General features: G+C 41.7%; 2 protein-coding genes. Both read right to left on the minus strand.

Going from position 1 to position 14023, the window contains the following annotated elements; translation table 11 throughout:
- Positions 1-3: 3 nt before the first annotated feature.
- Positions 4-4275, minus strand: coding sequence for a non-ribosomal peptide synthetase (locus ACJJJB_RS02040; protein WP_445365631.1), 4272 nt, complete (start codon positions 4273-4275; stop codon positions 4-6).
- Between the two features lie 10 nt (positions 4276-4285).
- The gene (locus ACJJJB_RS02045; RefSeq protein WP_445365632.1) at positions 4286-14023 is read right to left on the minus strand and encodes a non-ribosomal peptide synthetase; all 9738 of its coding nucleotides are present in this window, start codon (positions 14021-14023) and stop codon (positions 4286-4288) included.

A 14023-nucleotide genomic window follows, 5' to 3' on the forward strand; every position in this document is an offset into this window, starting at 1 on the left:
GGTTTACATTTCTGTAGTTTGAGCTTCTGGTGCTAGATACGTTTGTTGTCCAGCAGATAATTTACGGTTAATTGCCATGGCTATAGTATTCAGCGTCTCATCTTCGATCATGACCCGCTCGTGTTTGGCTTTAATAGAAATATAATCGCAATTTAATAACAGATCTTTGAACCCATTTTTTGGTGTTGAGAAGCCCTTTTTAAATACGCCTTGAATGTCAATATAGTCATTGATCAAAGCAAGGGTTTGTGTCGGGGTTGCTTCATCAGAGACACTGCTACCTTCAAAGAAAATCGCAGGTCCGCCATAGGGTTGGAGTGATTTAACATATTCGGCATAAAATAGAAATGTATCAACCATTTCCGCTTCAAAACGGCCACATTCGAGTAATCTGGAATCTTGTTTTATAGTATCAATCATAGTTTGTTCTATGGTGATTACTACAGGATCAATTAAAAACAACATTTCAACTTGCTCCCCTAAAGCTTCCAGCTTTTGAGCAATACCGAGAGAAACCATGGCTCCTTCGCAGTAGCCCCCTAGAAAATATGGTCCACCCGGCTGCTTTTTACGTATCACGGCTAAATAGTAATCAATCAAATGGTTCAATCTAATTTGTCGACCGCTGTACACCTGTATGTTTTCCAATAATTGGACCGGACGATCGATATCAAGCTTTTCCACCAGTGGGATAAAAGTTTCTGGCCCTGCTGCCGCAGGAATCAAAAATAAACCAGTTTTATTACTATCACCATTGAAAGTCATAAATTTTCTAAACTCATTATAATCTTTCAAAAAGTCAACAATTTCATTTTCTGTGCAGGATGAAAAATTAGGTATAGATTGTGATTTTATCTTTTCTGCCAAGCCCCTAATGGTTGGTTGTTCATTAAGTAATTTAGGCGAAACCCGGATATTACTGCGACTACAGTGATGATAAACTTTAAGTAGCAATATTGAGTCTCCGCCTAAATCAAAGAAATTGTCAAGTACACCTATGGTCTCTACACCTAATAGCTTCTCCCAAATTAAGCACAACTCGCGCTCTAATTCATTTTCTGGTTCAACATATTCTGCTACGGTGGTAAAATTGGGAAGTGGCAGTGCGTTTCGATTTAGTTTTCCGCTAATTGTCAACGGCAAAACGTCAAGCAAAGTAAAGGTTGTTGGTATCATATAGGCAGGTAAGTGAACCGAAACAAAAGCTTTTAACTCATCAATAGTTGATTCTTGTTTTTCACTTAGAACCACATAAGCAGCAAGGTACTTATTCTCTTCTTGGCACCTGTCTATTACTGCCACCTGCTGCACCCTGGGATGTTGTGCAAGAACAGCTTCAATTTCACCTAATTCAATGCGATAACCCCGGATCTTCACTTGAGAATCATTTCGCCCCAAATACTCCAGCTCGCCATTAGGTAACCAACGGACTAAATCACCAGTTTTATAAAGTCGAGTATTAACCTCGTCCTCTGGTGAAATAAATGGATTTTTAATAAATTTTTCAGCTGTGAGCTCCGCCCTATTGAGGTACTCCCTGGCCAATCCTGCTCCCCCTATATGTAATTCACCCGGGGCACCGATAGGTAAAGGTTTTAATCTACTATTGAGAACATATGCCTTCATATGTTTTAAGGGCCGCCCAATGTTGGAACGGCTGGTATCTTCATCGACTGTCAGCTCTTTGTAAGTTGCAGTCACGGTTGTCTCTGTGAGGCCATACATATTTACCAGCCTAATTGACTTACTACCATTGGTATTCCACCACTCTTTAAGTTGTTCAATATTTAATTTCTCCCCACCCAAAATCACCAAGCGAAGTAATACAAGAGGTTCACCAGTGAACCTCAATGTATCAACCAGGGCATAAAATGCAGCCGGCGTTTGGTTTAACACCGTCACTTGCTCTTGCTGACACAGGCGGACGAATCCGGGAAGGTCCGTCTTGATTTCGGTTGTCGGTACTACCAGCTTTCCGCCTGTGGTCAGGGCTCCCCAAAGTTCCCAAACACTGAAGTCAAAGGTATAGGAGTGATATAAGACCCAGGTATCGTTATCATCGAAGCTCAAATCTGCCCGGGTGCTTTCTAACAGCCGCATCACATTTTCATGAGTTTGTAGCACTCCCTTAGGTTTGCCTGTCGTACCTGAGGTATAAATTACGTAAGCCAAATCTTGAGGCTCAATATCGCTGACAGGTATGAGGCTGACGTCATCAGCTAAGGGTACAGAAGCATCTGCAAATACTAATACGGGTGTTAGCTCAAGTTCGCCAGAGAGTGCCGTAAAGGTACCAGTGTATTTATTGTCGGTGATGACTATGGGTACTTCAGTATCCTGGAGGATATACAAGGTTCTGCTTGATGGGTAATTGGGAGAGATGGGTACGTATGCGCAACCCGTTTTAAGAATTGCAATAATACTAATCACCATTTCCATGCTATGATCGAGGAAAATACCGATCAGCGTGCCGGATTTAAGGTGCTCTCCATATGCTGATTGATAATCAGCCTGGAGCTTTAAAGCGAGTTGGTTAGCTCTATTATTTAATTGGTCATAACTTAACGTTTGCTGCTTAAAAGTTAACGCGGGTTTATCGGCAAATGACCTAGCCTGGATTTCAAACAATTGGTGAAGACATAAATTTTGTGGGGAGCATGGTGTGGTTTTGACCCAGTCAACCAACAAGGTTTTCCTCTCCTGTTCACAAATCAAGTCCATATCGGCAATAGGTTGCTGTACATCAGCAACTATCTCCGCCAGTATCCTTTGATATAAAGTGGAGAATCTAGTAATTGTCTGCAGGTCAAATAAACTAGTAGAAAAATTAATAAAACCGTCAAGTTCAACCTGCCCGTCATTAATATGTAAACTTAAATCAAATTTAGCAGGGGAATACTCTTGATTATACTGCATGCCCTCTTGTGATTCGTCATCTGAAAGTCCTTGGTTAAGCTCACTTAAGGACTGCTGAGTAAATGGAAGGTTTTTATCTTCTTCGCGGATCTTCGACGAGGTATTCTCTAGGCTGAATACGACCTGAAACAGAGGATGACGGGAAGCGTCCCGTTCCACATTAAGCAGTTTAACTAAGCGTTCAAAAGGTAGCTCCTGGTGAACTTTGGCCCCTAGAACAAGCTGATGAACTTTATATATCCATTGTGCAATTGTGAAGCTCTCATCTATTTCTCCCCTTAACGCTAATAGGTTAACAAAAAAACCTATCACGCCCTGAGTTTGTGCATGGTGACGATTTTCTGACGGTGTGCCGATAACTAAGTCTTTCTGGCCGCTTAAAGTCGAAAGTAACAGATAAAAACCGCTAAGCATTAGGCTATACAGTGTTGTCTTCTGTTCTCGGGCTAACAGTCTTAATTGGTGTGAAAGCTTTGTATCCAAAGAAAATTTCAAAATCTGCCCACGGTAATCGAGTTGGGGCGGACGTGGTCTATCTGTGAATAAATGAAGTGAGCTGTAACCATTCAGTTGCTCAAGCCAATAATTCTCTAGATTTCGTAATTCTTCTCCTTGTAAAAATGCTCTTTGCCATACGGCATAATCGCTGTACCGAATGTCTATCTGTGCGAGCTGTGGCTCCTGCCCAAGACAGTAAGAAGAATAGGCATGAGATAATTCGGTAAAAAAAATCTGTGCTGACCAGCCGTCAAATGCAATATGGTGCCAGACAAAAAGTACAAAAGCTCCTTGGGGAGAATCAAGTCGAATAACCCTAAACGGTCTTCCTTTGGCCAGGTCAAAGTCCTGCTCTATGGCTTCTTGCAGCCCATTTAACAGAGCAGCATTGTCCTTTTTTGATATACAGCGAATAGTTAAGGGGGTATCAAGGACCTGCTGGTAAGCATCACCATTTTCATGAAGGCGATAAATGGTGTTGAGTATGGGATGGCGCCTAACCATATACTGAATGGCGTCTACTAATGCCGGGTAGTTAATATCATCGGATAGTCGAATCAGGTGCGGGATATGATAGGCATTACTTCCTTGCTGCCACTGATGAATAAATAATAACCTTTCCTGGGCAAAACTAAGTTCAGACTTCTCTTCGGGTGTGGAAAATATTATCCTATTGATAAAGTCGCCTTTACTGTAAATATGATTAAATTTCAATAGGCGAGTTAATGACGATTTTTGCTCTTTGATTAACTCTAATAGATCGCTGTTCGATAAATCTTTTTTGCTGTTGAGGCGCAGTTGTTCTCCATCCAGCCAAATTGCGACTTGATTGGTTTTTATTTTGCTGATTAATTGATTCATTTTATTATCCCTATAAGACCATCTCAAATTCTTGAGTTTCGTCCTGGTTTGATGCTGCGTCTTGCTGTAACGAAGTACTTAATTTTTCAATTGTTTGATTTGCAAATAACATTGCTAGTGGGATGTCTATACCAATTATCTGGCGACTTTTGGCCCCAAGACTGATGGCTTTGATTGAATCTCCTCCGATACTAAAGTAGTTATCGCGGATACCAACCTGGTCCAATCCCAAGACTTGTTGCCAAACCTCGCATAACTGGCGTTCGAGTTGCGTACGTGGTGCCAGATAATCAGTCTGGGAAACAAGTTTGGGAGTTGGCAAGGATTTTTTATCCAGTTTACCGCTTAAATTGACAGGTACTTTATCAATCCAGTTAAAGCTTGTCGGAATCATATAGTCGGGCAATACCGATGTTAATGTAGCTTTTAATAGATCAAGATCTTTGGATTCCCCGGAATCTGGTACTAAATAGGCTGCCAAGTATTTTTGATTTTGATATTCATGATCCGTTACTACCGCTTGCTTAACTCCTTCCAGGTCATTTAAAGCCGCTTCGACTTCACCTAACTCAATACGGAAACCTCTAATTTTGACTTGTAAGTCATTGCGACCGATATAATCCAGCTCACCGCTGGGTAACCATCTGACCAGATCGCCAGTTTTGTAAAGTCTGGTATAACCTCTGGCTTTATCTTCCTCGTTGGCAAAGGGGTTTTTTATAAAACGCTCTGCTGTCAGTTGAGGTTGGTTCAAATAGCCCCGGGCAAGGCCGGCTCCGCCTATGTGCAACTCACCAACGGCCCCTATTCCTAATAACTGACCTGATTTATCGAGGACATAACTTTTGTTATTGGCGATGGCCCTGCCTATGGGGATCTGGTTGTCTTCTGATTGAGGTGGACAATGATATTGATGGCTGCTGATAGTCGCTTCTGTAGGTCCGTAGACATTAATGAGTTTATCCCCCAAATCACTGGCCAGCTTGGTTGAGGTCACTTCGCCACCCGAGATGACTCGCTTCAAGCCATGCTTTTCCCCAAGCTCCAATGCCAGTAGGAGACTGGATGGTGCATCCAGGTGAGTAATGGACTCTTGCTCAATCAACTGCTCAAGATGACTAAAAGACTGGATATCGGCTTGACTGATAATTACTAGCCGCGAACTACTAAGCAATGCGATAAATATTTGCTCTATTGAGGCATCAAAAGTGTAGTTAGCCAGTAATAACAGAGACTCATCAGAAGAAATCTCATACGCTTGTATATTATGCTGCATCAAATTTACGCAACTACGATGCTCAATCATCACACCTTTAGGCATGCCAGTGGTACCGGATGTATAAATCACATAAGCCAGGTCGGATGGTGATGTCAGCGCAGGTAAATTTTCTCCACTTATTGCTTCATTCAGAAGTAACTCTTGAGTTACACAGAATATGAATTCTTGACGTTCAAGACCGATGATTTTTCGGAGTTTATCCTCAATACTCTCTCCTGTCAGGATCATCGGGCATTGACTGTCAGATATGATATAACGCAGGCGCTGCTCGGGGTAATCTGGAGAAAGCGGCAAATAAGCTCCACCGGCTTTTAGTACTGCTAAAATAGCAATGACCATATCGATACCGCGTTCGAAATATAGTGAAATAAGGGTATCTGGAATTATCGATTGCCCGTAGGCTGATTGATATTGTTTTGATAGGATGCGGGCCAGGCGGTTGGCCCTTTCATTAAGTTGACGATAAGTAATCCGCTGCTGTTCAAAGATCAGTGAAATGTTATTTGGCGTTTGCAGGGCTTGCTGTTCAAATAAACCATGTAAGGTTTGTCCCTCAGGGAAGTCAATTCTAGTATTATTCCACTGACCCAGGATTAGTTGACGTTCAGTTTCACTAACTCGGTCAATCTGATCTATACATAACTTCGGTGTTGCCAACAAGCTTGTGAGTAGGTGTTGATACAGGTTGGCAATGCGAATGATGGTATTTTCATCAAAAAGGCTGATTGCATAATTAAAAGTTGCAGTAATTTCCTCACTACCATCATTTAAAAATAGACTTAAATCGAAAATTGCCGGTGAATAAAGAGAAGTTTCTCCATCAAGTTCAGAGGGTAAAAAAGGAAAATTTTCATTAACATTTTCTTTCTGAACAAAGCTCTGTACGCCGAACATGACTTGGAAAAGTGGGTGGCGCGAGGTATCACGTTCAACATCAAGTGCCTCGAGCAGGCGTTCAAAAGGCAGTTCCTGATGCACTTTAGCCTGAGTAACGGTCTGATGCACCTGGGCTATCAAATCCTTTACAGTCATTTTAGTATCAAGAATAGCTCTCAATACTAGAGTGTTCACGAAAAATCCAATCAAGTCTTGAGTTTGGGCATGGTGACGATTATCTGAGGGTGTGCCTACAAGAATATCTTCCTGCCCGGATAAGGTTGCGAGGCAAAGATAAAACCCAGTTAGTAATAGAGTATATAAGGTAGTACCTTCAGCTCTTGCAAAAGCGCGTAACTGCGCTGACATATTTCTGTCTAGGATAAAGTGATAGTGCTTACCTCTTTGATCAGCCTTTGGCGGCCGTGGATGATCTAGTGGCAGTGCCAAGGGTTCATAACCGGACAACGTTTTTTGCCAGTAATTCAGCAGATTTTCCAGTGTCTCACCTTTGAGATGGGCTCGTTGCCAAACAGCATAATCATGATATTGAATTTCCAGCGACGGTAATGATGCTTGCTGCCCCTCACAAATAGCATGATAGATTTGTGAAAATTCTTTAATGAAAATGCCAGTAGACCAGCCATCAAAAGCAATATGATGCCAAAGAATCAACAAGTATCGTTGTTTTCCTAACTGGTACATATGTAAGCGGACGGCACCCTCATGGTTTAGATCAAAAGGGTGATTATTTTCCCTTAGCAGGGCAGTCTTCAATTGAGCTTCATCATTAAGCTGGTGCTTGTTTATTTTTATCTCCCTGGGCTGAACTTCTTGTAGGCTGACACCATGTTTGTCAGTGTAATAGATACTGTTGAGTACAGTATGACGTCGTACTACCTCACATATTGCCCGTTCAATATTATTCAGCGATGCCTGCGGCTTGAGCCTGACTAAGTAGGGAATATGATATGTACTTGCCCCGGAGTCGAATTTCTCGATAAAGAATAAACGTTCCTGTGAAAAAGACAGGGGATAAGGGCCGACTTTTACCGAAGGAATTCTTAGTAGAGGCTTCTCCTCAAGCCCTTTGGAGAGGGCAGCAATATTTTTTTTCTCAAACAGAGTTGCTAGGGGAAGTTCAATACCTAATTCCCTGCGAATGGTAGCTATGAGTTGTACCGCATTGATCGAATGTCCACCGATTCGAAAAAAGTCATCCGCAATACCTACACGATCAAGTCCCAATATCTGCTGCCAGATCAGGCAGAGATTTTGTTCAAGATTGGTGCGGGGAGGGAGATAGTTATCATTTATAATCAATTGTGGATTTGGTAACGCACGATAATCCAGTTTTCCATTAGGGGTTAATGGCAACTTTTCTAGAAAAATATAGCTTTCAGGGACCATGTATCCCGGTAAATTAGTGGATAGAGTTTGCTTTATGGTTTCCGGTGAAGTTTTCTCTCTTGACTTAAGTACTATATAAGCAACTAATATTGTATTTTCTTCATGGTGAAAAGTAGTCACTAGTGCCTGTTTTACTACGTCAATTTCATGTAGGGCTGACTCGATTTCTCCTAATTCGATCCGGTAGCCCCGTATCTTAACCTGCTTACCAATGCGCCCAAGGTACTCTAAATTTCCGTCTGGTAACCAGCGAACCAAATCCCCGGTTTTATATAGCCGGTCATATCCCCTTTCTCTATCTTCATCACTGGCATAAGGATTATTAATAAAGCTCTTAGCTGTCAGCTCTTTCTGATTAAGGTAGCCGTGAGCAATACCTGCACCGCCAATATATAGTTCCCCGGAAGCCCCGACAGGCGACAGCTGGCCACTTTTATCTAAAACATACAATTTCTTATTATACAGTGGACTGCCAATAGGCAGTTTTCTCATCTTGGTATTCAAGTGACAAGCAGTAGCAAAAACAACCGTTTCAGTAGGGCCATAAACATGTGTGAACGAAATTTCAGGGTGGTCGTTAACTAGCTGGTGAAAAGTTCCTGCATTGGCCTTTTCTCCACCAAACAAAATATTTTTTACCTTCAACCCGTTTAACAGATTCTCTTTGGCCAAGACATTCAGTAATGCTGTTGTGATAAAAAATGAATCAATATGATGGCTATTTAGATAATTTATTAAGTGTATAGGAGATTGGATTACGTCCTGCGTAGCGAGATGCATACTACAGCCATTAAGAAAACTGTAAAATAAGTCAAATATAAAACCATCAAAAGCATAGGAGGACAAACTGGCTATATTGGTCACCCTGGAGGCTTCCAAATAACGATTATTACAAGCAAAGGCTGCTACTGCATTATGTGGCACTAAAACGCCTTTAGGCTTACCTGTTGTCCCTGAGGTATAAATCACATAGGCAAGATGATTGCTACCTGATGTTTCTGGTAAATTATCGTAATGATATTCGGCGATTCCCTTATCATCATCAACTACCAGAGTTGATGGGGCCTGGTACTCGCCAGCGTCAGATGCGGGTAGTGCCGATAAGCTCTGCTTATCACTCATTACTAACGAGACTTGGGCATCCTCCAGCATAAATTTGATACGTGCTTGAGGGAGGTCTGGAGCAATTGGCACATAGGCAGCTCCAGCTTTCAGCACAGCCAAAATGGCAACCACCATATCTGCACTACGTTGAAAACATAATCCTACTAGAGTGTTGGGTTGTATTGTCCCTGCGGCGCTGGCCCTATATTTATCTAAAAGCGCACGTGCAAGACGGTTGGACTTTTGATTAAGCTCCCGATAGCTAAATCTGTATTGCTCAAACACCAGGGCAATACGATCAGGTGTCTGCCTGACCTGTTGTTCAAATAATCCATGTATAGTGTCTCTGTCGGGATAATTAACCTGGGTATCATTCCACTGGTACAACGTTTTCTGCCGATCAGCTGCACTTAGCTTTTCTATTTGTGCTATCGGAAGGTCTGGCCGAGAAAGGAGACCGGAAAGCATTCTTTGGTAAAGGCTGGATATACGCACTATGGATTCTTTATCAAAAAGACTTACCGCATAGTTAAACCCCGCTGTAATTTCATCGCCACAATCATTTAGGGATAAACTTAGATCAAATTTTGCCGGTACATATAAGTTGCTTTCATCAACTAATTTTTCAGGAATGAAAGGTAATTTCTCGGAATCACTGATTTCCTGCCCATTATTCTGTAGACCAAACATTACCTGGAATAAAGGGTGGCGAGAACTATCTCGCTCTATCTTCAGCTCTTCCACTAGACGCTCGAATGGGAACTCCTGGTGTACTTTGGCCGAAGTTACGATCTGGTGCACTGTAGCGAGTAGTTCTTTTACCGACATTTCGGGCTTGATTACAACACGCAGAGCCAGGGGGTTAACAAAAAAACCGATCAAATTTTGAGTCTGGGCATGATGACGATTATCCGACGGTGTGCCCACTAAAATATCTTCTTGCCCAGACAGGGTTGTCAGGCATAGGTAGAATCCACTAAGAAGTACCGTGTATAGGGAGGTTCCTTGATCTCTTGCTAATGTTCGTAACTGTGCTGAGATTTGACTACCTAGAGTGAACCGATAGTATTTACCTCGGTGATCAGCCACTGTGGGTCTGGGGTAATCAAGTGGTAAAGCCAAAGGTTCATATCCGGACAAACGTTGTTGCCAATACTGTAGCTGCTTCTTTTGCTGCTCTCCTTGCAGATAGTCGTGTTGCCAGGCAGCATAATCACGATATTGAATATCCAGTTCGGGTAGGTGAGCTTCTCGCTTTTGACATATGGCTTGGTAAATTTCTGAAAGCTCTTTAATGAAAATCCCGCTAGACCAGCCATCAAAGGCGATGTGGTGCCAGAGTATCAGTAGATAATCCACTTCCCCTAATTTATATATATGAAGTCGAATTGCCCCTTCCTTTTCAAGGTCAAAAGAACGCATACACTCTTTTCTAATTAATAGCGTTAATTGTTTTTTATCCGCAGCTTTGTGCATTTGTAAAGTGACAGGAGTAGAGAGCACTTCTTGCCGACTAATCCCCGTGTTATCGGTATAATAGATACTGTTAAGCACAGTATGCCTACGAATCACAGCGTTTAGTGCTTGTTCAAGCTTGTCCAGCGATGTCTTGGGCTTTAGCCGGGTAAAATAAGGTATATGGTAAGCACTGCTTCCGGATTCAAATTGTTCAATAAATAGCAGTCTCTCCTGAGCGAAAGACAGTGGAAATGCGGTTGCATTTGAGCGTGGGATTGTCAAGAGTTCCTGTCTTTTTAATCCTGAAATCAGAGTGGCTATATTTTTTTGTTCGAACAAATCTTCCAGTGAAACTTCTATAGCCAGTTCTTGGCGAATAGTAGCAATTAGTTTCACTGCATTGATTGAATGGCCACCTATACGGAAAAAATCATCCTTAACGCCTACTTGTTTCAGCCCCAGTACACGTTGCCAGATCTGACACATCTGACTTTCTAGTTCGGTTCGGGGTGCAAGGTAGTTATCCTTAGAAATTAGTTCTGGGGTGGGTAAAGCACGATAGTCTACCTTACCGTTGATGGTTAGCGGGATCTGATCCAAGTAAGCATAGCTCTCCGGTAACATATACTCAGGTAAGCTAAGAGCCAATGTCTCCCGCAAGGCTTCTGATGAAATATCTTGTGCTAGAAGAGGTACTATATAGGCTATCAGTAAGGTACTACCCTGATGATGATAAGTTGTCACCAGTGCCTGCTTTACCGCTTCTATGTTGGTGAGCGCAGTTTCGATTTCTCCTAACTCAATTCGGTAACCCCGAATTTTAACCTGCTGTCCTATGCGTTCCAGATATTCCAAGTTTCCGCTGGGTAACCAGCGCACCAAATCGCCGGTTTTATATAGGCGATCATACCCCCTGCTTTTATCTTCATTATTGGCAAAAGGGTTATCGATAAAACTCTGTGCTGTCAGTGCTTCCTGGTTTATATAGCCTCGGGCGACTCCTGCTCCACCGATATATAATTCCCCTGGAGCCCCGATGGGTACCGGATAACCTTTTTTATTAAGTACGTAAGCCTTAACATTATTGATAGGGCGCCCTATACATCGATTATTATTTTGCTGATAAAAGTTCAGGCTTTGAATGGCTGTTACCGTAGCTTCAGTTGGTCCGTATTCATTAATAAGCTTGTCTTTCCAAATATTTACCAACTCCGGTGAACAAGATTCACCGCCAAATACCACTCTTTTTATTTGCTGTTTGTTTTTGATATCACCTAAAGTCAACAAATGAGCAGGAGATGCTACCAAGTGTGTAACCTGATGTTTGGCTAATAAGCCGATGATTTTTTCCGGTTGTTTTAATATTCCTCTTTCGGGTAATATCAACTTCCCACCATTCAACAGAGCCAAATAAAAGGGCTCAACTGAAGCGTCAAAAACATAAGACAACAGCCAAAGTACACGTTCTTGATTGTCAAAATTAAATGCTTCGCTTTGTGCTTTAATTAGATTAACAACGGATTTATGCTCTACCATTACTCCTTTAGGAGTACCGCTTGTGCCTGAGGTATAGATTAGATACGCCAGGTTGTTTCCTTGCGGACCATGACTTAGGTTTTCGATAGAATACGGCGCAGTTTCTACTTGGTTATCTACTGCAAGAAATAAAGGTGGGGTAGGGATTTCCTCGAGTAAAGAGCAGAGTTTATCTAGCTTGAAACTTTGACTTAATACCAGAGCAGATTTACTGTCTTCTAATTGAAATTTCAGACGTTTTTGAGGTGCATCACAGGCAAGGGGCAGGTAAGCTGCGCCGGCTTTTAGCACAGCTAATATCCCTATTACCATTTCCAGGCTTTGCTCAAAATATAGGGCAACGATAGTATCAGGTCTTATCGTATCTCCGTGTTTATTTTGATAGTTATGCTGTATTGCTCTTGCTAACCGATTAGCTTTTTCATTTAACTCTTGGTAAGTTAATTGTTGTTTTTCAAAACTAACCGCGATTGAATCATGATTTATTCGGGCTTGAGTTTCAAATAGATGTGATAAACTTAGCTCATTACCACCAGGTGAGCTTGTCTGATTCCAATCAATTAAAACTTTTTGGCGATCCCTATCTGACAAACTATCAAAAGTATTGATAGATCGTGAGGGCTGCTCCAGCATCTGTACCAAAATTTTTTGATAGACTCTACTGATACGAATAATACTGTCTTCATCAAATAGACTTACGGCATAACTAAATATACCTTTTATCTGGTTCCCACTGTCATCGAGAGTTAGACGTAAATCCGCTTTTGCAGGCGAATATAATGGGTTTTGAGGATCTGTTTCTACCGGGGTAAACGGCAATTCATATAGGTTTGTCAAACCAAAACTTTGTACCGTAAACATTACCTGAAACAATGGATGGCGGGACAAATCCCTTTCTACTTCCAGTGTATCAATGAGAGACTCAAATGGCAGATCTTGGTGAGTTTTAGCCGCAGAGACTACCTGATGTACTTGCCTGATTAATTCATCAGCTGTTATATCTGCATTTAACTTTACTCGTAGCGCCAGTGAGTTGACAAAAAAGCCAATTACGTCTTGGGTCTGGGCATGATGACGATTATCTGACGGAGTACCTATCAGGATATCTTCTTGCCCTGATAGGCTAGACAGTGTTGCAAAAAAAGCACTGAGGAGGACGGTATATAGAGTAGTTTCCCTTGTTTGGGCATAGTGCCGCAATTTCAAGGATAGTCCAGTCTCTAACGTAAAGTAGGTAACTTTTCCTCGGTAATCCATTTTTTTGGGGCGAGGGCGATCTGTTGGTAAAACTAAAAGTTCATAACCGCATAAGGTATTATACCAGAAAGACTTTAGCTTGGAGAGATTCTCTCCATTTAGGTAATCCCTCTGCCATTGGGCATAATCGCTATATTGGATAGATAGGTCTGGTAAGCGTACTTCCTGACTGTTAAGTAGAGACTGGTAGATGCTAGATAATTCCCGTAAGAAAATATCCATTGACCAGCCATCAAACGCAATATGATGCCACATAATTAGCAAATACAGCTTTTTATTGACCTCATAATATTTCAGGCGCATTGGTGGATCTTGCGACAGATCGAAGGGACGCACTATCTCATCTTTTACCGCCGGTAGTAACTTTTCTTCTGTGCTTAATTGGTTTGTCGAAATTTTAACAGGGTCAGATAATATCTGGCTGATATTCCGGTTATCAGACTCAATATAGACTGAATTGAGCACGGGATGGCGTATTGCCAAATGTGTAAAAGCACTTTGTAGAATATCTAATCGGGCATCTTGGTTCAATTGCACTAAATATGGAATGTGATATGCACAGGTTTCAGGCTGTAAACGTTCAATAAATAATAGTCGCTCCTGAGCAAAAGACAGGCGGTATTGTATGAGTTCCTCAAGCTTGGAAAACTTTTTCTGTGAGTCAATTTCTCTTTTTTGTAAATACTTAACTAACTGAGACTTTTCTGCTTTCAATCGTGTTAGTAGTTCTTGCGGTATTTCATCACCGCTACTTGCCAATTTAAGAATATCTCCACTGACCCATACAGCCAGTTTATTTTTCTTGAGTTCTTTTAATAACGCCAACAT

This window comes from Microbulbifer variabilis (genome assembly GCF_052468405.1).

Bases quoted from the DNA above. Each gene is read 5' to 3' on its own strand.
- ACJJJB_RS02045 (WP_445365632.1), bottom strand. From the start codon at position 14,023: ATGTTGGCGTTATTAAAAGAACTCAAGAAAAATAAACTGGCTGTATGG.
- ACJJJB_RS02040 (WP_445365631.1), bottom strand. From the start codon at position 4,275: ATGAATCAATTAATCAGCAAAATAAAAACCAATCAAGTCGCAATTTGG.